Here is a 22,487-nt window from a genome sequence, read left to right as displayed (position 1 = left end):
AGACAGGGCCAATGGCCTGACACCGCTTTCTTGCATCAGCAGGCCCTGGAGTTACTTCAGCCCCCGCAACCTCGGAAGTTTTCAAACACATCGGTAAAAAACTTCAGCCCCGTCTGTAACGCGTGAGGTTGGTCACACGAACACATTGGTGACCGCACAGTTGCACGATCGTGATCGACATCTGCAGCGGTCCTGGTGTCAAAGGTCGGGGAAGGACCGCGAGATGACCATTCGAAGGGTGTTGACCAGGACTATCTGGCTTGCTACGGCATCGGCCGGCCTCATGCTGTCGCCGTTGTTCGCCGCGACGGCCACCGCTGGGGCCGACACCGTGAACTGGGATGCGATCGCCGACTGTGAGTCGGGAGGCAACTGGTCGATCGACACGGGTAACGGGCACTACGGCGGTCTGCAGTTCAAGCCGACCACGTGGGCGGCGCACGGCGGTATCGGCTCGCCGGCCACGGCGTCCCGTGAAGAGCAGATCCGCGTGGCGGAGAACGTGTTGGCGACCCAGGGCATCGGCGCCTGGCCGAAGTGTGGGGTCCGGGGCGGAACGCCCGCGGGCTGGTCGGCGCCGAGCGCCCCCACCGGCTGCCAGGCGGTGCGCCCGGGGGCCGTGCTGGGAATCTTCGACCTGCGTCGCATCTGCACGACGTTCCTCGATCCGCTGACCGCTTTCGGAGTGCCGCACTGAGCAGTGCAGCCCGGAACTCAGCGCACGGGCGTGAAGGCGCTTCGCGCAGCGATCGAGCCGAGGTGCCAGGTCAACAGTGATTCCGGCACGAGCACGGTCGCGCGCAAGGCGGCGGCACTCAGCGCCTGCGGGCGAAGGTTCACGGCGCGACCGATGAACTGCGACTCCCGCACGATCGCCCTGACCCGCTTGCGTCGCACGGTGGCGAACCGGGCGAAAGCGCTCGCCAGGTCCGGACTCTGTGCCGCAAGACCCGCCAGCGTCGCGGCGTCCTCCAGCCCCTGACAGCCGCCCTGGCCCAGATGCGGGCGCATCGGATGCGCGGCGTCACCGGCGATCACCACCGGTCCGCGGGCCCAGTGGTGTGCGGGCGCCCGGTCGTACAGATCGTTGCGGAGCACCTGATCCGGATCGGTCGCGGCCAACAGGGCCGGGATCGGCGCGGCCCACGCGCCGAACTGTCGTTGCAGGTAGGCCAGTTCACCTTCGGGGGCTCGCTGAGCCTGCGGCAGCTGTTCGGTGGCGAACCAATAGGTGTTCTCACCGCCGAGCGGCACATGTCCGAGCACCCGGCCCGGGGCCAGCGTCTCACCCGACAGTTCGGGGTCCAGTGGGCAGTCGGCCACGCCCCGCCATGCCGTGTAGCCGGCGTAACGGCGGGGCAGTGGGCCATTGAGATGACGTGCCACCAGCGAGTCGACGCCGTCGGCACCGATGACGCCGTCTGCCGTGTGGACCGAGCCGTCGGAGAACCTCAGGCGCACGCCGGAACCGGCGACCGTGATCTCCTCTGCGGCGAGCCCGAACTGGACCGTCTCCGGCCGCAGTGCCCCGCCGAGGATCTCTGTCAGCACCGATCGCCTGATCACCACGAGCGGTTCACCCAGCGCCCGGGTGAACCGCTGTTCCGCAGGCCGGCGTAGCCACGAGCCGTCGTGCCATCGCAGCGCCCCGGCGGTCACCCGTCCGCCGGCGTCGCGCACGTCGTCACCGAGGCCGATCTCGTCCAGTGCGGCCAGGGCATTGGGCCAGATGCTGATTCCGGCGCCCGAGGCGACACTCCGGCGAGCCTCTGCCACGCAGACCTCATAGCCCCGTCGCTGCATGGCGACCGCGGTCGCCAGACCGGTGATACCCGCGCCGATGACGAGCACAGACGGTGTCATCGGTCGAATGTATCGAGGGGCCGTGCGGTGCGTGCCGCCCTGTCCCGGGCCGGCCGGTAACCTTCCAGCGTTCGCACAGCGTGTGGACAGGTTCCCGTGCCGAACAGCGCCGGGACGGAAGGAATTGAGAGGACCCGATGAAACTCACCCGCTTCGCGATCTCGCTCGGCGCGACGCTCCTTGCCGCCTCGGCCCTGAGCGGCTGCGCCAAGGCCACGGAACTCAGGGACGCCGCCGCGGGAGCGGCCGAGAAGGTCGTCTCCTCGGGTACAGAGAAGATCACCGAAGCAGTCTCGGGCAATTTGTTCACCGCCGAGGGCATCGACAACGCCTACGCGGCGATCGCCGAGAAGGTGGGCGCCAACCCGATGCAGGTGGTCGAGATCTCGATCGCCCCGGGTGTGCTCAGCCTGGAAGCCATCGACCCCAACGCGCCGACCGAGCTCAACCAGTGGAGCTACACCTCCGGCGCGGTCGGACCGTCGCGGCCCATCGATTACGACGACGACACCGAGGCGCTGCAGCAGAACCTGTTCGCCATCACAGATGTGCCCGCGAGTGCGATCGCCACCGCGATCGACGGCGCGGTCGCGGCCAGCGAGATCCCGGGCGGCGAGGTCCAGACCGTGAGCATCAAGCGCAACATCCCGTTCGATGCGAACGTGATCATGTTCATCAACGTCAAAGGTGAGCGCAGCAGCAAGCAGGTGCGCGCCGACGTCGCCGGGCAGATCACCGAGGTGGTCTGAACCCATTGAGGCGTCAGGCCATGCGGCCCGTACCGGACTCCGGTACGGGCCGCGCGATTACGGTGGGGAGCCATGACGGCGTTCGACGATCTCGACGACTATTTCGCGCTGCCCCGGGTGGCGGGCCTCGCGGTGTCGTCCGACGGCTCCCGGGTGGTCACCACGGTGAGTACCCTCAACGACAAGCGCACCGAGTTCCTCAGCGCCATCTGGGAATTGGACCCCTCCGGCAGCGACCCGGCTCGCCGCCTCACCCGCGGCCTCAAGGGCGAGTCGGCGCCGACCTTCACCGCCGACGGTGATCTGTTGTTCGTCGCGGCCCGTCCGGGGGAGGGGGAGGACAAACCCCCGGCCACGCTGTGGCGGCTGCCGGCAGCCGGTGGTGAGGCTTTCGAGGAGCTGGCCGTCCCGGGCGGCATCACCGGTGTGGTGAGTGCCCGCAGCGCCGAGGCCACCGTCGTGACCGCACCGCTGCTGCCGTCGTCGGAGAGCATCGACGACGACAAGGCCCGGCGGCAGGCGCGCAAGGACACCAAAGTCTCGGCCATCCTGCACACCGGCTATCCGGTCCGGTACTGGGACCACGACCTCGGGCCGGACGTACTCCACCTGTTCGACGCCGACGGCCCGAGGGACCTGACCGGCACCGCGGGAGCGGCGTTGCAGGAGACCGCATTCGACCTCAGCGCCGACGGTGAATTCGTGGTGACGTCATGGCGCGTGCCCGGGCCGGGCGCGAAGGTACGGGTGACTCTCGTGCGCATCGACCGCGCCACCGGTGTGCGCACCACCATCGCCGACGACCCCGACGCCGACTTCGGCCATCCGACGATCGCACCGGACGGTGCCACGGTGGCCTACACCCGCGAAACGCATTCCACCCCGACATCGCCCCCACGGATCACCCTGTACCGCAAGTGTTTCGGCGAGGAGCCGGTCGAGTTGGCCGGTGACTGGGATCGCTGGCCGTCCTCGGTGGTCTGGTCGGCCGATTCGTCCGCGCTCATCGTCACCGCCGACGACGGCGGCCGCGGTCCGATCTTCTCCGTCGATCCCGCCTCCGGGGCGGTCACCCGACTGACCGATGACGACTTCACCTACACCGACGTGCGGCCCGCGCCCGGCGGGGTGATCTACGCCTTGCGTAGTTCCTATGCCGCCCCACCGCATCCGGTCCGGATCGGCGCCGACGGCGCTGTCACCGCATTGCCATGTGTGGATGCCTCCGAGCTTCCCGGCACCCTGACCGAGGTGGAGGCGAGGGCCGACGACGGCACGCCGGTCCGGTCGTGGCTGACGCTGCCGGACACCGACGAACCTGCCCCGCTGGTGCTGTGGATTCACGGTGGCCCGTTGGGCAGCTGGAACAGCTGGCACTGGCGGTGGAATCCCTGGCTGCTCACCGCGCAGGGGTATGCGGTGCTGATGCCGGATCCGGGCCTGTCCACCGGCTACGGGCAGGACTTCATCGCCCGCGGCTGGGGCGCCTGGGGCGAAGCGCCGTACACCGACCTGATGGCCGCCACCGACGCTGCGTGCGCGCATCCGCGGGTCGACGCCTCACGGACCGCCGCCATGGGCGGATCCTTCGGCGGTTACATGGCGAACTGGATCGCCGGGCACACCGACCGTTTCGACGCGGTCATCACGCACGCCAGCCTGTGGGCGCTGGACCAGTTCGGGCCCACCACGGACGGTGCCTACTGGTGGGCGCGCGAGATGACACCGGATATGGCCCAACGCAATTCACCGCATCGGTTCGTCGGGGAAATCGCCACGCCGATGTTGGTCATCCACGGCGACAAGGACTATCGGGTACCGATCGGTGAGGCGCTGCGACTGTGGTACGAGCTGCTGGCCTACTCGGGACTGCCCGCCGACGAGAACGGCGAGAGCCCGCACCGGTTCCTCTACTACCCGACCGAAAATCACTGGGTGCTGTCTCCGCAACACGCCAAGATCTGGTACCAGGTGGTGATCTCCTTCCTGGGTGAGCACCTCGGCGGTCAACCCGCACAAGTGCCCGAACTGCTCGGGTAGCGTCGGCGTGGTGACACAGCGTGAGTTTGATCTGGTGCTGTACGGCGCCACAGGATTCGTCGGCAAGCTGACCGCGGAGTATCTGGCTCGCGCCGGGGGATCGGCCCGCATCGCGCTCGCCGGGCGTTCCGAGGACCGGCTTCGGGCGATCCGCGCCGGCCTCGGGCCGACCGCGCAAGCGTGGCCGCTGGTGATCGCCGACGCCGGTGATCCGGCTTCCCTCGAGGCGATGGCCGCGCGCACCCAGGTGGTGGTGACCACGGTGGGACCCTATGCGCGTTACGGCTTGCCGCTGGTGGCGGCCTGCGCCGCCGCCGGCACCGATTATGCCGACCTGACCGGCGAGACGACGTTCATCCGCGACAGCATCGACCTGCATCACAAACAGGCCGTCGACACCGGGGCACGGATCGTGCACTCCTGCGGATTCGATTCGGTGCCATCTGATCTCACCGTGTATGCGCTGTACACCCGGGCCGCTGCGGACGGTGCGGGCGAGCTCCGCGACACCAACCTGGTGGTACGTACGTTCGCCGGCGGGGTATCGGGCGGCACCGTGGCCTCGATGCTGGAACTGCTCAAGACGTTGTCCTCCGATCCGGAGGCCAGGGCGCTGATGAACGATCCGTACACCCTGAGTCCGGACCGAGCGGCCGAGCCTGAACTCGGTGCCCAGCCCGACGTGCGGTGGCGCCGTGGCGCTGAGATCGCCCCGGAACTGGCCGGGTACTGGACCGGTGCCTTCGCCATGGCTGCGCCGAACACCCGGATCGTCCGGCGCAGCAACGCATTACTGGACTACGCCTATGGGCGCGGTTTCGAGTACGCCGAACAGATGAGCGTCGGCCGCTCACCGGTGGCCCCGCTGGCCGCCGCGATGGTGACCGGATCCAACGCCTTCACCCTCGGCGTAGGTGGCCGCTACTTCAACCGCGTTCCCGGCGGACTGGTCGAGCGGTTGGTGCCCAAACCGGGAACCGGTCCCAGCGAGCGGACCCGCGAGCGCGGGCACTATCGCGTCGAGACCTACACCACGACCACATCGGGCGCGCGCTACGTGACAAGCATGGCCCAGCAAGGAGATCCCGGGTACAAGGCGACGGCGGTGTTGCTCGGTGAATGCGGGCTGGCCCTGGCCACCGATCGCGACGCGCTGTCGGGGTTGCGCGGTGTGCTGACGCCCGTCGCGGCGATGGGGGATGCACTTCTCACCCGGCTACCTGCTGCCGGGGTGACGCTGGAGACGACCGCGCTGACCTGAGCCGAACACCTGTGGGACAAGATCAGATTCGACTAATGTTTTCAACGAGGACTTCCAGTACGCCAGCAATGAAGGTGGGATGAAAAAATGGCCGGTCTTGACGATCTGTTCGCGCAGATCCCCGTGGCGGACATCGCAAACAAACTCGGTGCCGATGAGGGCGAGGTGAACGCCGCCATCAAGACCCTGGTGCCTGCCCTCGTCGGCGGTGTCGCAGAGAACGTGCAGGCCGACAACATCGATTCAAGTGATCTGGAGTCGGCGGTCACCGCGCAAGGGGCCAGCGGTCTGCTCGACGGCGGCGTGAGCGTCGACCAGGTCGACGCGAACGAAGGAAACCAGATCGTCTCGAAGATCTTCGGCGGTAACGACAGCAACCAGGTTGCCTCGGCTTTGTCCGGTGCCGGAGCCGGCGGCAGCAGTCTGATCAAGCAGCTGCTGCCGATCTTGGCACCGATCGTGCTGGCTTACATCGGCAAGCAGTTCGCCCAGAACAATGCGCCGGCGCAGTCGGCGCCCCAGCCGCAGGCTTCCGGCGGCGGGCTCGGCGACATCCTCGGCAGCATCCTGGGCGGGGCGGCCGGCGGTGGCGGCGGGTCGAACAACCCGCTGGGCAGCATTCTCGGCAGCGTGCTCGGCGGTGGCGGTGGCCAGGGCAACGCCATCGGCGAGATCCTCGGTGGCCTGCTCGGCGGCAAGAAGTAACCACCCTCGCGAACAGCGCAACAGCCCCCGACGCCCAGCGAACGCACCGGGCATCGGGGGCTTTCGCTTATTGCGGCACGTCCTTCTTAGAATGGCTCGGTGACTCCCACCCCTGAGAACCGTGCCGATGCCCTCCCCAAATCCTGGGAGCCGGCTGCGGTAGAAGCCGACCTGTACCAGGGCTGGGTTGACGCCGGATATTTCACCGCCGATCCGTCCAGCGAAAAGCCGCCGTATTCGATCGTGCTGCCGCCGCCGAACGTGACCGGCAGCTTGCACATGGGCCACGCGCTCGACCACACGCTGATGGACGCGCTCACGCGCCGCAAGCGGATGCAGGGCTTCGAGGTGCTGTGGCTACCCGGCATGGACCACGCCGGCATCGCCACCCAGACCGTGGTGGAGAAGCAGCTCGCTGTCGACGGCAAGACCAAGGAAGACTTCGGCCGCGAGCTGTTCGTCGAGAAGGTGTGGGACTGGAAGCGCGAGTCCGGCGGCACCATCGGCGGCCAGATGCGCCGCCTCGGCGACGGCGTGGACTGGAGCCGTGACCGCTTCACCATGGACGAGGGCCTGTCGCGGGCGGTGCGCACCATCTTCAAGCGGCTCTTCGATGCCGGGCTGATCTATCAGGCCGAGCGGTTGGTCAACTGGTCGCCGGTGCTGGAAACCGCGATCAGCGACCTCGAGGTCAAATACGAGGACGTCGAGGGCGAGTTGGTCTCGTTCCGCTACGGCTCACTCGATGACACACAGCCTCATATCGTGGTGGCCACCACCCGCGTGGAGACCATGCTCGGTGACACCGCGATCGCCGTGCATCCCGACGACGAGCGTTACCGCCATCTGGTCGGCAAGACTCTGCCGCACCCGTTCGCCGACCACGAGATGATCATCGTGGCCGACACCCACGTCGACCCCGAATTCGGCACCGGCGCAGTCAAAGTCACTCCTGCGCACGATCCGAACGACTTCGAGATCGGCCTGCGCCACCAGCTGCCGATGCCGACGATCATGGATGCCAAGGGCCGGATCGCCGATACCGGAACGCAATTCGACGGCATGGACCGCTTCGAAGCGCGGGTCAAGGTGCGCGAGGCGCTGGCCGAGCAGGGCCGCATCGTCGAAGAGAAGCGGCCGTACCTGCACAGCGTCGGGCACTCCGAGCGCAGCGGCGAGCCCATCGAACCGCGACTGTCGTTGCAGTGGTGGGTCAAGGTGGACGGCCTGGCGAAGGCCGCCGGTGACGCGGTGCGTAACGGCGACACCGTGATTCATCCGCCCAGTCTGGAGCCGCGGTGGTTCGCCTGGGTGGACAACATGCACGACTGGTGTATTTCGCGGCAGCTGTGGTGGGGCCACCGCATCCCGATCTGGCACGGGCCCAATGGCGAGACCGTGTGCGTCGGTCCCGACGAGACTCCGCCGGCGGGCTGGGAGCAGGACCCCGACGTCCTCGACACCTGGTTCTCCTCGGCCCTGTGGCCGTTCTCCACCATGGGCTGGCCCGACCATACCCCGGACCTGGCCAAGTTCTATCCAACGTCGGTGCTGGTCACCGGTTACGACATCCTGTTCTTCTGGGTGGCCCGGATGATGATGTTCGGCACGTTCGTCGCCGGCGATCCGGCCATCACCTTCGATGGTCAGCGCCCGCCGCAGGTGCCGTTCCAAAACGTCTTCCTGCACGGCCTGATCCGTGACGAGTTCGGCCGCAAGATGAGCAAGTCTCGCGGTAACGGCATCGATCCGTTGGACTGGGTGGAGAAGTTCGGGGCCGACGCACTGCGATTCACACTGGCCCGCGGCGCCAGCCCCGGTGGCGACCTGTCGATCGGTGAGGACCATGCCCGCGCGTCGCGCAACTTCGCGACCAAACTGTTCAACGCCACCCGGTTCGCCTTGATGAACGGCGCGGCACCCGCACCGCTGCCCGCGGTGTCGGAGCTCACCGATGCCGACCGGTGGATCCTGGGCCGGCTCGAAGAGGTGCGGGCCGAGGTGGACGCCGCGCTGGACAGTTACGAGTTCAACCGGGCCTGCGAATCCCTGTACCACTTCGCCTGGGACGAATTCTGCGACTGGTACGTCGAATTGGCCAAGGTGCAGCTCGGCTCCGAGCAAGGCCAAGGCATCACGCATACCACCGGGGTGCTGGCGGCCGTTCTCGACGCACTGCTCAAGCTGCTGCACCCAGTGATGCCATTCGTCACCGAGACGCTGTGGAAGACGCTGACCGACGGTGAGTCCATCGTTATCGCACAGTGGCCGCAGCCGTCCGGCATCGCGCTGGATCAGGTTGCCGCACAACATATTTCCGACATGCAGAAACTGATCACCGAGGTGCGTCGCTTCCGCAGTGACCAGGGTCTGGCCGACCGGCAGCGGGTTCCGGCCCGGCTGTCGGCGATCACCGAGGCCGGCCTGACCGAGCAGCTGCCCGCGGTCAAGGCGCTGGCCTGGCTGACCGACGCGGCAGACGGATTCACCCCGTCCGCCTCGGTCGAGGTGCGCCTGGCGCAGGCCACGGTGCTGGTCGAGGTGGACACCTCGGGCACCGTCGACGTCGCGGCCGAGCGCCGCCGCCTGGAGAAAGACCTGGCTGCCGCACAGAAGGAACTGGCCACCACGACGGCCAAACTCGGCAACGAGGCCTTTTTGGCCAAGGCGCCCGAGAACGTCGTCGACAAGATCCGCGGCCGCCAGCAGTTGGCCGGTGAAGAGGTCGAGCGCATCACCGCACGCCTGGCTGGGCTCAAATGAGGATCCAGTGACTGACCCGGGCCCCACGCCGGACGAGATCGCGGCGTTGCTGCAGGTCGAGCATCTGCTCGATCAGCGGTGGCCCGAGACCAAGCTCGATCCGAGCACAGCGCGGATCGCGGCGCTGTTGGAGCTGCTCGGTTCGCCGCAGCGCGCCTATCCCTCGATCCACGTCGCAGGAACCAACGGCAAGACGTCGGTGGCCCGCATCATCGATGCGCTGTTGACGGCACTGCACCGGCGCACCGGGCGCACCACCAGCCCACATCTGCAATCGGCGGTCGAGCGCATCTCCATCGATGGAAAGCCCATCACCCCAGCGCAATACGTCGATACCTACACCGAGATCGAACCGTTCGTGCAACTGGTCGACCAGCAGTCCGAAGCTGCCGGAGGACCCAAGATGAGCAAGTTCGAGGTGCTGACCGCGATGGCGTTCGCGGCGTTCGCCGACGCGCCCGTCGACGTCGCCGTGGTCGAGGTCGGGATGGGCGGACGCTGGGACGCCACCAACGTCGTCAACGCCCCCGTCGCGGTGATCACGCCGATCGGCATCGACCACACCGAGTACCTCGGCGACACGATCGCTGCGATCGCGGGGGAGAAGGCCGGCATCATCACCCGGCAGCCCGACGACCTGGTCCCTACGGACACGGTGGCGGTGATCGCCAAACAGCTGCCGGAGGCCATGGAAGTTCTGCTGGAAGAGACGGTGCGTGCCGATGCAGCCGTGGCCCGCGAAGATTCCGAGTTCGCCGTGCTCGATCGGCAGGTGGCCATCGGCGGGCAGATGCTGACGTTGCAGGGCCTGGGTGGGGTGTACTCCGATGTCTTCCTGCCGCTGCACGGTGAACATCAGGCCCACAACGCGGTCATCGCGTTGGCCGCGGTGGAGGCGTTCTTCGGTGCGGGTGCCGACCGCCAACTCGACGTCGACGCAGTGCGGGCCGGGTTCGCGGCCGTGCGCAGCCCCGGCCGGATGGAGCGCATGCGTAGTGCGCCGACGGTTTTCATCGACGCGGCCCACAACCCAGCCGGGGCCGCGGCGCTGGCGCAGACCCTGCAGCAGGAGTTCGACTTCCGCTTCCTGGTCGGCGTGGTGTCGGTGATGGGGGACAAGGACGTCGGCGGCATCCTCAATGCGCTCGAGCCGGTGTTCGACCAGATTGTGGTGACCCACAACGGTTCACCGCGGGCGATGGACGTCGAATCGCTGGCGTTGCTGGCCGAAGAGCGATTCGGGCCGGATCGGGTGATCAGCGCCACGACCCTGCCCGATGCCATCGAAACCGCCACCGGCCTGGTCGAGGAGGCCGGGGCCGATGAAGGCCTGTCCGGGGCCGGCATGGTGATCACCGGTTCGGTGGTGACCGCCGGCGCGGCCCGGACCCTGTTCGGACGGGATCCACAATGAGCACTCAGAACGAGAAGCCGGCACCGGCGGACCCCTGGAAGAGTTTTCGCGGCGTGATGGCCGGGACGCTGATCCTCGAGGCCATCGTCGTGCTGTTGGCCCTGCCGGTGGTCGGCGTCAGCGCGTCCGGACTGACCTGGACGTCGGGCGGGTTCGTGGTCGGTCTGGCGGTTGTGCTGATCCTGATGTCGGGTCTGCAGGGTCGGCCCTGGGCCATCTGGGCGAACCTCGGCATCCAACTCGTGGTGATCGCCGGTGCGCTCGTGCACGGCGCGATCGGCTTCATCGGCGTCATCTTCGCGGTGGTCTGGCTGTTGATCGTCTACCTGCGAGCTGAGGTCAAACGTCGGCAGGACCGCGGTCTGCTGCCCGGTCAGCAACCTCCCGCCGAATAGCTGGGACGCAGCGCGAACATAGATGGGGGCCGCGGTGGCAGGGCGCAGTTACCGACCGGTACGCTCTCTGCCGTGACTGAGCGGACCCTAGTTTTGATCAAGCCCGACGGCGTACAGCGCCACCTCGTCGGGGAGATCCTCGGCCGGATCGAGCGCAAGGGGCTGACCCTGGCCGCGCTGGAGCTGAAGAACGTCAGCGTCGAGCTGGCCAAGCAGCATTATGCCGAACACGACGGCAAGCCGTTCTTCGATTCACTGCTGGAGTTCATCACTTCCGGGCCCGTCGTGGCCGCGATCATCGAGGGTCCCCGCGCCATCGCGGCATTCCGTCAGATCGCCGGCGGCACCGATCCCGTGGAGAAGGCCGTGCCCGGCACCATCCGCGGTGACCTGGCGCTTGTCACCCAGGACAACCTCGTGCACGGGTCCGATTCCCCGGAGTCGGCGGCCCGCGAGATCGCCCTGTGGTTCCCCGGCGAAGCCTCGGCCTGACAAACCTTCTTCGCAGTCTGGTCAGTACCGCGTCAGTGATGTGGGATACTGGTTGCGGGTAGCCGGCCTCAACCGAGGCTGAACACCCGAATGAAGACTTCGACGAGCGCGACCACCGCAATCCGGTGCGGCGCCGACCGTCCAGCCATCATTCAGCCAGGCACCGGGTGGGTTCGGGATCGAGCCGCTCGGAGCGAGACCACAACAAGTCCGGGGAAAGTGTCCCGGGCCAATAGCGGAAGCCCTCGCGTGGCCGCGTCGTTCGACGCGCCCGGGGGCTTGAGGAGAATTCGTGGCCGAAGATGCCCAGAATGACGACCTATCAACCCAGACTCCGCAGCAGGCGGGACTCCCAGAGCGGCTGAGAGTCCACTCCCTGGCGCGAGTACTCGGCACCACAAGCCGGCGGGTGCTCGATGCCCTCGCCGAGTTCGACGGGCGCCAGCGCAGTGCGCACTCCACCGTCGACAAGGCCGACGCCGAACGCGTCCGTGACGCGCTGGCTCTCGGCGCCTTGCCCATCGACGAGCCGGCACCCACGTCCGAGCCGGTCGAGGCGGTCACCGTCACCGTCACCGAATCGACCGTGACCGAATCGGTGACCCTGCCCGCCGAGACACCGGCCGAGGCGCCGCAGCCCGAGCCGCCGGCGGAATCGCCGGTCGGCGCCTCCGAGGCACAGGTGGCGGCCGAGAATGACGCCGTGCTCGTCGGCGACGAGCCCGAGTCGCGGCTGATCCTGGAGACCGCGAACATTCCGGCCGCCCGCGAATCGCACACCGAGCGCGCCGACTACCTGCCGTTGTTCGTCGCGCCCCAACCGATCAGTTTCGAACCGGTCGGCGTCGACGACGACGAGGAAGACGACGACGACAACGGCACCGATTCCGAGTCCGATTCAGAATCCGACTCAGAGTCCGATGACGATCAGGCCGACCGCCCGGCCGCGCGCCGTCGGCGTCGCGGCCGCCGTGGCCGTGGCCGTGGCCGCGGTGAGCAGCTCGATGACAATGCGTCCGAATCCGGCCCGGACTCCGAGACCGACACCGACGATGACAAGAGCGAATCCGACCAGGATTCCGACGACGACGCCGATGACTCGGATGAGGGCAACGACGAGGACGCCACGGGCAGCGACGGCAGCACCCGTCGTCGGCGCCGCCGCCGGCGGCGCAAGTCCGGCTCGGGCGACAACGACGACGCCGGTTCGCCGGATGACCCGCCCAACACCGTCGTGCACGAGCGTGCGCCCAGGCCCGAGCGGTCGGGCAAGAGCAGTGACGATTCGGAGATCCAGGGGATCAGCGGATCGACTCGCCTCGAGGCCAAACGTCAGCGCCGCCGTGACGGTCGCGACGCCGGCCGCCGTCGGCCGCCGATCCTGAGCGAAGCCGAGTTCCTCGCCCGTCGCGAAGCCGTCGAACGCACCATGATCGTCCGTGACAAGGTGCGCACCGAGCCGCCGCACGAGGGTGCTCGCTACACGCAGATCGCCGTGCTCGAAGACGGCGTCGTCGTCGAGCACTTCGTGACGTCGGCGGCATCGGCATCCCTGGTCGGCAACATCTATCTCGGCATCGTGCAGAACGTCCTGCCGTCGATGGAGGCCGCCTTCGTCGACATCGGTCGGGGCCGAAACGGTGTGCTCTACGCGGGCGAGGTGAACTGGGAGGCCGCCGGTCTGGGCGGGTCCAACCGCAAGATCGAGCAGGCCCTCAAGCCCGGGGATTACGTCGTCGTCCAGGTCAGCAAGGATCCGGTCGGGCATAAAGGTGCCCGGCTGACCACCCAGGTTTCGCTGGCCGGCCGCTATCTGGTGTATGTCCCCGGCGCATCGTCGACCGGGATCAGCCGCAAGCTGCCCGACACCGAGCGGCAGCGGCTCAAAGAGATCCTCAAGGAGGTCGTGCCGGCCGATGCGGGTGTGATCATCCGCACCGCCTCGGAGGGCGTCAAAGAAGAGGACATCCGTTCCGATGTCGAGCGGCTGCAGCAGCGCTGGACCGAGATCGACGCGAAGGCCGCCGAGGTCACCGCGAAGAAGGCCGGTGCGGCCGTCGCGCTCTACGAGGAGCCCGATGTTCTGGTCAAGGTGATCCGCGACCTGTTCAACGAAGACTTCTCGGGTCTCATCGTCTCCGGCGACGAGGCGTGGAACACCATCAATTCCTACGTCGAGACCGTGGCGCCCGACTTGATGGGCCGGCTCACCAAATACGAACCGGCCGGTGGCGCGGATGCGCCCGACGTGTTCGCCGTGCACCGTATCGACGAGCAACTGGCCAAGGCGATGGACCGCAAGGTGTGGCTGCCCTCGGGCGGCACCCTGGTGATCGACCGTACCGAGGCGATGACCGTCGTCGACGTCAATACCGGTAAGTTCACCGGGGCCGGCGGCAACCTCGAGCAGACGGTCACCCGCAACAACCTGGAAGCCGCCGAGGAGATCGTGCGCCAGCTGCGGCTGCGCGACATCGGCGGCATCGTGGTCATCGACTTTATCGACATGGTGCTCGAGTCCAACCGGGATCTGGTGTTGCGCCGACTGACCGAGGCGCTCGGACGGGATCGCACCCGCCACCAGGTTTCCGAGGTGACTTCGCTGGGCCTGGTGCAGCTGACCCGCAAAAAGCTGGGAACCGGTCTGGTCGAGGCGTTTTCGACCACCTGCACGCACTGCGCGGGCCGCGGCATCGTCCTGCACGGCGATCCGGTCGACACCGCATCGGCGAACACCGGCCGCAAGACCGAGTCCAGTGGCGGAGGCCGTCGCAGCAAGCGCGGTAAGAAGGGCAGCCCCCAAACCGAGAGCCCTCGCCCGGAAGAGGTGCAGGTAGCCAAGGTCCCGGCACACGCTGCCGGTGAGCATCCGATGTTCAAGGCGATGGCCGCGGCGAATGGTCGTCATGATGACGACCACACCGGCGAGGATCACGAAGAACACGGCGATCACGAGGACCACGAGGGCTTCGGCGAGCACCAGCACGGCGACGGTGAGGCTCCTCCGGTGGCGGACGATCAGCCGGCCACCCGGGATCAGCCTGATGAGTCTGAGCCCGATGAGGACACCGATATCGACGAGGATGCCGACGAGGACACCGATACCGACGAGGACTCTGATGAGGACTCGGACGACGAGGACTCCGATGACGAGGACTCGGACGACGATGATTCGGATGAGGACGAGATCGACCTCGACGACCTCGACGATGACGACGAGGACGATGATCTCGACGACATCGAATCCGACTACGAGTCGGATGAGGACGACTCCGATGATGGGGACTCGGATGATGACGACGACGTCTACGAGTCACCGGCGCCGGTGATTTCCGAGGTGCCGGTCAGCCGCGGACGTACCCGACGACGTGCCGCGGCCAGACCCGCGGGGCCGCCCTCGCACGAGTAGCGGGGCGGTTTGACCCTCTACCCGCTGGTCAAGTACCCTTGACCAGTTGTCTCCAGTGCCTGTAGTTGCAGGCCGGTGACGGCGGGGCATCCCGCCACCCAAGACCCGCGCACGCACCGACCGGTAGCGCGCGCCCGCAGAGAGCAGCAGAGCAGAGGACACGATGGCGACATACGCAATCGTCAAGACCGGCGGCAAGCAGTACAAGGTCGCTGCCGGTGACGTGGTGAAGGTTGAGAAGCTCGACGCCGAGCCCGGCGCGTCGGTGTCACTGCCGGTGGCGCTGGTGGTCGACGGCGCCAACGTCACCAGCAAGGCCGATGACCTGGCCAAGGTCGCCGTGACCGGTGAGGTCCTGGAGCACACCAAGGGTCCCAAGATCCGCATCCACAAGTTCAAGAACAAGACCGGCTACCACAAGCGCCAGGGGCACCGTCAGCAGCTGACCGTGCTCAAGGTCACCGGAATCAAGTAGGAGACGTTCGGACATGGCACACAAGAAGGGCGCTTCCAGCTCTCGTAACGGTCGCGAATCCGCAGCACAGCGGCTGGGCGTCAAGCGGTTCGGCGGCCAGGTCGTCAAGGCCGGGGAGATCCTGGTCCGTCAGCGTGGTACCCACTTCCACCCGGGTGTGAATGTCGGTCGTGGCGGTGACGACACTCTGTTCGCGCTGGCTCCCGGCGCGGTGGAGTTCGGCTCCAAGCGTGGCCGCAAGCACGTGAACATCGTTCCGGTGGCTCGCCCGGAGGCCTGAGACCAAGAGGATTCTCCGCGAATGTGAAGCAGCTGCGAGTTCTCGACCGCACTTTCGCGATAGCTTCACATTCGACGGAGAGGATGTCCGATGCCCCGGTTTGTCGACCGCGTCGTCATTCACGCGAGTGCAGGCAACGGCGGCAACGGCTGCGCCTCGGTGCACCGCGAGAAGTTCAAACCCCTCGGCGGTCCTGATGGCGGCAACGGCGGTCGCGGCGGCAGCATCGTGCTTGTCGTCGATCCGCAGGTGCACACCCTGCTGGACTTCCATTTCCATCCCCATGTCGTCGCACCCTCGGGCAAGCAGGGCGCGGGCAGCAATCGTGACGGTGCGGCCGGCGACGATCTGATCGTCCGGGTGCCCGACGGCACCGTGGTTCTCGACGAGAACGGGCGGATGCTGGCCGACCTCGTCGGCTCCGGTACCCGCTTCGAGGCGGCGGCCGGTGGTCGTGGCGGCCTCGGCAATGCGGCACTCGCTTCCCGGGCCCGTAAGGCTCCCGGTTTCGCATTGCTCGGCGAGAAGGGGCAGACCCGTGATCTCACGCTCGAGCTCAAGACCGTCGCCGACGTCGGCCTGATCGGTTTCCCCTCGGCAGGCAAATCCTCTCTGGTGTCGACCATTTCGGCGGCCAAACCCAAGATCGCCGACTATCCGTTCACCACACTGGTGCCCAATCTCGGCGTGGTGTCGGCCGGCGACCACACGTTCACCGTGGCCGACGTTCCCGGCCTGATTCCCGGCGCCTCCGAGGGCCGGGGCCTGGGCCTGGAGTTCCTGCGGCACCTCGAGCGTTGCGCAGTGCTGGTGCATGTCGTCGACTGCGCCACCATGGAACCCGGTCGCGACCCGATCTCCGACATCGAGGCGCTGGAAGCCGAGCTCGCCGCCTACACCCCGACGTTGCAAGGTGATTCGACCCTGGGCGACCTGGCGTCGCGGCCACGTGCGGTGGTGCTCAACAAGATCGACGTGCCCGACGCGCGGGAGCTGGCCGACTTCGTGCGGGAGGAGGTCGCCGAGCGGTTCGGCTGGCCGGTGTACGAGATCTCCACGGTGAGCCGTGATGGCTTGCGCCCGTTGATCTTTGCGTTGTGGGAGATGGTCAAGACGTATCGTGACGCGCAGCCTGAGGTGGTGCCGAGGCGGCCGGTGATCCGGCCCATCGCGGTCAACGAGAGCGGCTTCACGGTCGAGACGGACGGGTACGGCGGTTTCATCGTGCGTGGTGTCCGTCCCGAGCGTTGGATCGCCCAGACCGATTTTGCCAACGACGAGGCCGTCGGTTACCTCGGTGACCGGCTGGCCCGCCTCGGCGTCGAGGACGAGCTGTTGAAGTTGGGCGCCAAGCCCGGCTGCGCGGTGACCATCGGCGACATGACGTTCGACTGGGAACCGCAGACCCCCGCCGGGGTGGACATGCCGCTCACCGGGCGTGGTACCGACATCCGGCTGGAACAGACCGACCGGATCGGTGCGGCGGAGCGCAAGGCTGCCCGACGGGAGCGCCGCCAGCCCGGTAGCGAGGACGCGTGAGCGCTCATCGCGAAGCGATCCGGACCGCGCGCAGTGTGGTCGTCAAGGTCGGGACCACCGCCCTCACCACGTCCACCGGGGTGTTCGACGCCGGCCGGCTCGCGGTTCTGGTCGAGGCCATCGAAGGCCGGATGCGCGCCGGCTCCGACCTGGTGATCGTGTCCTCCGGCGCCATCGCCGCCGGCATCGAGCCGCTCGGATTGTCCAAACGCCCCACCGATCTGGCCACGAAGCAGGCGGCCGCCAGCGTCGGGCAGGTGGCCCTGGTCAACGCCTGGAGTTCGGCGTTCGCGGTCTACAGCCGCACGGTCGGCCAGGTGCTGCTGACCGCGCACGACATCGCGATGCGGGTGCAGCACAACAACGCTCAGCGCACCTTGGACCGGCTGCGGGCTTTGCACGCGGTGGCCATCGTCAACGAGAACGACACCGTGGCCACCAACGAGATTCGATTCGGAGACAACGATCGGCTCTCGGCGCTGGTGGCCCAGCTGGTCGGCGCCGACGCCCTGATCCTGCTGTCCGATATCGACGGTCTGTACGACTCGGATCCCCGAAAAGGGAACGCGCGCTTCATCCCTGAAGTCGCCGCGCAGGGTGACCTGGACGGGGTGGTGGCCGGCGGCGGCAGCAATCTGGGCACCGGCGGGATGGCTTCGAAGCTGTCGTCGGCGTTGTTGGCCGCCGACGCCGGAGTGCCGGTGTTGCTGGCCGCTGCCGCGGATGCGGGCGCGGCACTCAGTGACGCCTCGGTCGGTACGGTGTTCGCGCCGCGGCCCGAGCGGATGTCGGCGCGGCGGTTCTGGGTTCGCCATGCCGCCGAGTCGCATGGCGCATTGACCCTCGACGACGGCGCGGTGCGTGCGGTCGTCGAACAGCGGCGCTCGCTGTTGCCGGCCGGGATCACCGAAGTCACCGGGCATTTCCACGGTGGGGATGTGGTGGATCTGCGGGGGCTTGACGGGCAGACGGTCGCCCGCGGCGTGGTGGCCTACGAGGCGTCGGAGTTGGCCACGGTCATCGGGCGCTCCACGGCAGACTTGCCGGCCGAATTGCGCCGGCCCGCCGTGCACGCCGACGATCTGGTCGCCCTCTAGCGATTTGGGTGCAACGAGTAACGCTGACCGTTACCAAACGCACCGAAATCACCGGGCGGGGGACTCTAAATAGAGCGCACCCCAGATGATTTGGGTGAGCGTATCGGCCAATTCGGCGTCATAGGAGGCTGAGTTCGACGGCAGATTCTGCTGGCAGGTGCGTTCCACCATCCAGGTCAGCGTGCTCGCGGTGGCGGCGGCGGGCAGTTGCGGCCGGATCGAGCCGTCGGCTTGGCCGTCGACGATCACCCGGGCGAGCTGATCGGCGATCCCGGCCAACAGCTCGCGATAGGTCTGCCCGACCAGGGGGTCATAGGCCGACATCTCGTTGAGGGCGATCAACTCGGTGGTCAACTGATCACCGCGGGGGAGAAGATGGTGATGTTCTACGCGTCAGGCAACTGGGACACCGAGGTGTTCGATCGGCCGGGTGTCCTCGACTTGGGTCGAAAGCCCAACCCGCCTATCTGCAGGGCAATTTCGTGCACGCTATCCGGTCGATGCCGTGCACGTTCTCGTGAGCTCACCCGTCAACAGGGTCAGCATCTCCGAACATCCGGCGTCGACCTTCACGGTCGCCAGATCGTCACCCCGGGTCGGCCCGCGGTTGACGATGGCCACCGGGATGCCGTGGGCCGCGGCGTGGCGCACGAAGCGGTAACCGGAATACACCGTCAGCGACGAGCCCGCCACCAACAGCGCCTGTGCCGCATCGACGAGTGAATAGGCTTGTTCCACACGGTCTTTGGGGACATTTTCGCCGAAGTACACGATGTCGGGTTTGAGCATCCCGCCACACGCCGGGCAGTCTCGGATGACGAATGAATCGGTGTCGTCGACCTGGGCGTCGGCATCGGGTGCGACGGCGATACCACCGACCTGTTCGGCGCGCTCGGCGAATCCGGGATTGAGCGCCTCCAGGTCATCGGCCAGCGCAGCCCGGCTCATCGTGTGGCCGCAGTCCAGGCAGATCACCTGCGCGTAGGTGCCGTGCAGGTTCACCACCGAGCGGCTGCTGGCCTTGCTGTGCAGCAGATCGACGTTCTGGGTGATCAACCCCGTGACCACTCCGGTGGTTTCCAGGGCAACCAGGGCGCGGTGTCCGGCGTTGGGCATGGTCTGGTCCATGTGACGCCAGCCGACGTGGTTGCGCGCCCAGTACCGACGGCGGAACCCGGGGTCGGAGGTGAACTGCCGGATCGTCATCGGATTGCTCGGCGGGGAATCGGGACCGCGGTAATCGGGAATCCCGGAGTCGGTCGACATTCCGGCGCCGGTGAGCACCGCGACCCGGCGATCCTGCAGCAGGGCTACGAGTTCGGGTGCATCCACCCTCGCCAGGATAGGCCGCTGGTCAACCGAGGCATTTGGCGGCAGGAAGGATCTCGGCGCTCATGTTGCGGCGCATCATCTCGACCGCCGCGGCACCCAGCTCGGCGTCGATGTGGGCGACGGCATCGCTGGGGATCACCACGTCGTAATGTCGCACGTAGGCGTCGAGCGCGCTGTAGAGGATGCACTGTTCGGTGACCTGGCCGGCCAGCACCACCCGCTTGGTGTCCAACCGGCCCAGAAGGTAATCCAGGGCGGTGGCGTAGAACACGCTGTGGCGCACCTTGCTCAGCATCAGGGCGTCGTCTGGGGGCACGATCGGCCGCACCAGTTGTGGGTGGGCCCCGGCCAATGCGGCGGCGACGATGTCGCTGAACTGGGCGGTGAAATCGCCGTAGTTGTCGTTGACGTAGATCAGGTCGACATCGTCGCGTTCGTGCGCACCCCCAATCAGCCCGACCAGCGGGTCGATGATCGGTGCCACGTTCGGCGCCAGGTGTTCGGCATCTTCGTGCCGATAGTGGTTGAGCATGTCGACGATCACGACGGCGGTATCGCTCATGACTCAATTGATACCCAGTCGCCCGATCTCGACACTTTTCGGGCAACAATGGAGCCGATGGACTTCTACAGCGCCTACCGCCACGGTTTCGCCCGAGTTGCCGCCTGCACCCACCACACCGCGTTGGCGGATCCGCCGGCGAATGCCGAATCGGTGCTGCGCCTCGCGCAGGACTGCCACGATGAGGGAGTGGCCGTCGCGGTCTTCCCCGAACTGACGCTGTCGGGCTATTCGATCGACGACATCGTGATGCAGGATGCCCTGCTGGAGTCGGTGGAGCAGGCGTTGGTCGAGGTCGTCGCGGCCTCGGTGGTGTTGACGCCGGTGCTCGTCGTGGGCGCGCCGCTGCGGCATCGGCACCGCATCTACAACACGGCGGTGGTCATCCACCGCGGTGCGGTGCTCGGTGTGGCACCCAAGTCCTACCTGCCGACCTACCGCGAGTTCTACGAGCGCCGGCAGATGGCCCCCGGTGACGACCAGCGTGGCACCATCCGGGTCGCCGGCGCGGACGTGCCGTTCGGGCCGGACCTGCTTTTCGTGGCTGCCGACGTGCCGGGCCTGGTGCTGCATGTCGAGGTGTGCGAGGACATGTTCGTGCCGATCCCGCCGAGCGCGCAGGCCGCGCTGGCCGGTGCGACAGTGCTGGCCAATCTGTCGGGCAGCCCGATCACCGTGGGCCGGGCCGATGATCGGTGTCTGCTGGCGCGCTCGGCATCGTCGCGGTGTCTGGCGGCCTACATCTATGCCGCTGCCGGCGAGGGGGAGTCGACCACCGACCTGGCCTGGGACGGGCAGACCATGATCTGGGAGAACGGGCTGCTGCTCGCCGACAGTGAGCGCTTTCCGCGTGGAGAGCGCCGCGCGGTGGCCGATGTGGATCTGGAGTTGTTGCGTTCGGAGCGGGTGCGCATGGGCACGTTCGACGACAACGCCCGTCACCACGGCGATGTCGTGGACGGGTTCCGTCGTATCGACTTCCAGCTCGACCCGCCGACGGGGGACATCGGACTGCGGCGTGAGGTCGAGCGATTCCCGTTCGTCCCGTCCAACCCCGCCCGCCTGCAACAGGATTGCTATGAGGCCTACAACATCCAGGTGTCGGGTCTCGAGCAGCGGCTGCGGGCGCTGAACTTCCCCAAGGTGGTGATCGGGGTGTCCGGTGGTCTGGATTCCACTCACGCTCTGATCGTGGCCGCGCGCGCGATGGACCGGGAAAACCGGCCGCGCAGTGACATACTGGCGTTCACGCTGCCCGGGTTCGCCACCGGTGACCGCACCAAGAACAACGCCATCGAGTTGAGCCGCGCGCTGGGGGTGACGTTCGAAGAGATCGACATCAAACAGACCGCGCAGCTCATGCTCACCGAGATGGATCACCCGTTCGGTCGCGGGGAGAAGGTCTACGACGTCACCTTCGAGAACGTGCAGGCCGGCTTGCGCACCGACTACCTGTTCCGGTTGGCCAACCAGCGTGGCGGCATCGTGCTCGGCACGGGCGACCTGTCCGAACTGGCCCTGGGCTGGTCGACGTATGGCGTCGGTGATCAGATGTCGCATTACAACGTCAACGGTGGGGTGCCGAAAACCCTGATCCAGCACCTGATCCGGTGGGTGATCTCGTCGGGCCAGTTCGGTGCGCAGGACTCCGACGTCAACACGGTGCTGCAGTCGGTGCTGGACACCGAGATCAGTCCTGAGCTCGTCCCCACCGGCGAGGATGAAGAGATCCAGAGCAGTGAAGACAAAGTGGGACCTTATGTGCTGCAGGACTTCTCGTTGTTCCAGGTGCTGAGGTACGGATTCCGGCCGTCCAAGGTGGCCTTTCTGGCCTGGCACGCCTGGCATGATCGCGGCCACGGGGACTGGCCGGCCGGATACCCCGAGAACAAACGACCGGAATACTCCCTCAAGGAGATTCGGCACTGGCTGCAGGTGTTCGCGCAGCGGTTCTACTCGTTCTCCCAATTCAAGCGCTCGGCCCTGCCCAACGGGCCCAAGGTGTCCCACGGCGGCTCCCTGTCGCCGCGCGGCGACTGGCGAGCGCCGTCGGACATGTCGGCGCGGATCTGGCTCGACGAGATCGAGCGGGAGATCCCGGAGAGCTAGCT

At 67.2% G+C, this 22,487-nt stretch carries 17 protein-coding genes and 3 pseudogenes; 16 read left to right on the top strand and 4 right to left on the bottom strand.

Annotated elements, in window-relative coordinates:
- Positions 1-322: 322 nt before the first annotated feature.
- Positions 323-553 (top strand): annotated as a pseudogene (locus A5740_RS29340) (transglycosylase family protein); the annotation flags it as partial.
- A gap of 161 nt (positions 554-714) precedes the next feature.
- Here the strand turns inward: A5740_RS29340 and A5740_RS05825 are convergent.
- Positions 715-1,863, bottom strand: a complete 1,149-nt coding sequence (locus A5740_RS05825; RefSeq protein WP_076192202.1) for an FAD-dependent oxidoreductase — start codon at positions 1,861-1,863, stop codon at positions 715-717.
- A 137-nt stretch (positions 1,864-2,000) separates the two neighbouring features.
- Between A5740_RS05825 and A5740_RS05820 the strand changes: the two genes are divergently transcribed.
- From A5740_RS05820 to proB, 13 genes are all read left to right on the top strand, one after another.
- Positions 2,001-2,612: a hypothetical protein gene (locus tag A5740_RS05820; RefSeq protein WP_076192200.1), complete on the top strand. Its 612-nt coding sequence runs from the start codon at positions 2,001-2,003 to the stop codon at positions 2,610-2,612.
- A gap of 72 nt (positions 2,613-2,684) precedes the next feature.
- The gene (locus A5740_RS05815) at positions 2,685-4,652 is read left to right on the top strand and encodes a S9 family peptidase (RefSeq protein WP_076192198.1); all 1,968 of its coding nucleotides are present in this window, start codon (positions 2,685-2,687) and stop codon (positions 4,650-4,652) included.
- Positions 4,653-4,662: 10 nt separating this feature from the next.
- The gene (locus A5740_RS05810; protein ID WP_076192277.1) at positions 4,663-5,913 is read left to right on the top strand and encodes a trans-acting enoyl reductase family protein; all 1,251 of its coding nucleotides are present in this window, start codon (positions 4,663-4,665) and stop codon (positions 5,911-5,913) included.
- Between the two features lie 87 nt (positions 5,914-6,000).
- A complete protein-coding gene (locus A5740_RS05805) occupies positions 6,001-6,618 on the top strand; it encodes a DUF937 domain-containing protein (RefSeq protein WP_076192196.1) in 618 nt (205 codons plus the stop codon).
- A gap of 99 nt (positions 6,619-6,717) precedes the next feature.
- The gene (locus tag A5740_RS05800; RefSeq protein WP_076192194.1) at positions 6,718-9,381 is read left to right on the top strand and encodes a valine--tRNA ligase; all 2,664 of its coding nucleotides are present in this window, start codon (positions 6,718-6,720) and stop codon (positions 9,379-9,381) included.
- Positions 9,368-10,795, top strand: a complete 1,428-nt coding sequence (locus A5740_RS05795) for a folylpolyglutamate synthase/dihydrofolate synthase family protein (protein WP_175616176.1) — start codon at positions 9,368-9,370, stop codon at positions 10,793-10,795. Before A5740_RS05800 ends, A5740_RS05795 begins: the two co-directional genes overlap by 14 nt.
- Positions 10,792-11,190: a DUF4233 domain-containing protein gene (locus A5740_RS05790; protein WP_076192190.1), complete on the top strand. Its 399-nt coding sequence runs from the start codon at positions 10,792-10,794 to the stop codon at positions 11,188-11,190. The genes A5740_RS05795 and A5740_RS05790 overlap by 4 nt, the downstream gene beginning before the upstream one ends.
- Positions 11,191-11,262: 72 nt before the next feature.
- On the top strand, positions 11,263-11,682 hold the full coding sequence (gene ndk / locus A5740_RS05785) for a nucleoside-diphosphate kinase (protein WP_076192188.1): 420 nt from the start codon (positions 11,263-11,265) through the stop codon (positions 11,680-11,682).
- Between the two features lie 292 nt (positions 11,683-11,974).
- A complete protein-coding gene (locus A5740_RS05780) occupies positions 11,975-15,091 on the top strand; it encodes an Rne/Rng family ribonuclease (RefSeq protein WP_076192186.1) in 3,117 nt (1,038 codons plus the stop codon).
- Positions 15,092-15,254: 163 nt separating this feature from the next.
- A complete protein-coding gene (rplU, locus tag A5740_RS05775) occupies positions 15,255-15,566 on the top strand; it encodes a 50S ribosomal protein L21 (protein ID WP_003879728.1) in 312 nt (103 codons plus the stop codon).
- 13 nt (positions 15,567-15,579) lie between these two features.
- A complete protein-coding gene (gene rpmA / locus A5740_RS05770; protein WP_066898306.1) occupies positions 15,580-15,846 on the top strand; it encodes a 50S ribosomal protein L27 in 267 nt (88 codons plus the stop codon).
- Between the two features lie 90 nt (positions 15,847-15,936).
- Positions 15,937-17,385 carry a GTPase ObgE gene (gene obgE / locus A5740_RS05765; protein ID WP_076192184.1) on the top strand — a complete coding sequence of 483 codons (1,449 nt, stop codon included), beginning with the start codon at positions 15,937-15,939 and terminating at the stop codon, positions 17,383-17,385.
- Positions 17,382-18,482, top strand: a complete 1,101-nt coding sequence (gene proB, locus A5740_RS05760; RefSeq protein WP_076192182.1) for a glutamate 5-kinase — start codon at positions 17,382-17,384, stop codon at positions 18,480-18,482. The genes obgE and proB overlap by 4 nt, the downstream gene beginning before the upstream one ends.
- Positions 18,483-18,530: 48 nt before the next feature.
- Here the strand turns inward: proB and A5740_RS05755 are convergent.
- Positions 18,531-18,824 (bottom strand): annotated as a pseudogene (locus A5740_RS05755) (TetR/AcrR family transcriptional regulator); the annotation flags it as partial.
- Between A5740_RS05755 and A5740_RS29020 the strand changes: the two are divergent.
- Positions 18,822-19,003, top strand: a pseudogene (locus tag A5740_RS29020) (cytochrome P450); the annotation flags it as partial. The pseudogenes A5740_RS05755 and A5740_RS29020 overlap by 3 nt on opposite strands.
- On the opposite strand, the gene A5740_RS05750 reads toward A5740_RS29020, so the two are convergent.
- Positions 18,972-19,814 (bottom strand): NAD-dependent protein deacetylase, encoded by an 843-nt coding sequence (locus tag A5740_RS05750; RefSeq protein ID WP_076192180.1) that lies wholly within the window; start codon positions 19,812-19,814, stop codon positions 18,972-18,974. The pseudogene A5740_RS29020 and the gene A5740_RS05750 overlap by 32 nt on opposite strands.
- A 22-nt stretch (positions 19,815-19,836) precedes the next feature.
- Positions 19,837-20,376 carry a cysteine hydrolase family protein gene (locus tag A5740_RS05745; RefSeq protein ID WP_076192178.1) on the bottom strand — a complete coding sequence of 180 codons (540 nt, stop codon included), beginning with the start codon at positions 20,374-20,376 and terminating at the stop codon, positions 19,837-19,839.
- Between the two features lie 57 nt (positions 20,377-20,433).
- Here A5740_RS05745 and A5740_RS05740 point away from each other — a divergent pair, with 57 nt between their 5' ends.
- Positions 20,434-22,485, top strand: a complete 2,052-nt coding sequence (locus tag A5740_RS05740) for an NAD(+) synthase (protein ID WP_076192275.1) — start codon at positions 20,434-20,436, stop codon at positions 22,483-22,485.
- Positions 22,486-22,487: the final 2 nt, after the last annotated feature.

This window comes from Mycobacterium sp. GA-1841, from assembly GCF_001954135.1.
GTDB lineage: Bacteria > Actinomycetota > Actinomycetes > Mycobacteriales > Mycobacteriaceae > Mycobacterium.
This window is presented reverse-complemented; position numbering and strand designations above follow the sequence as displayed.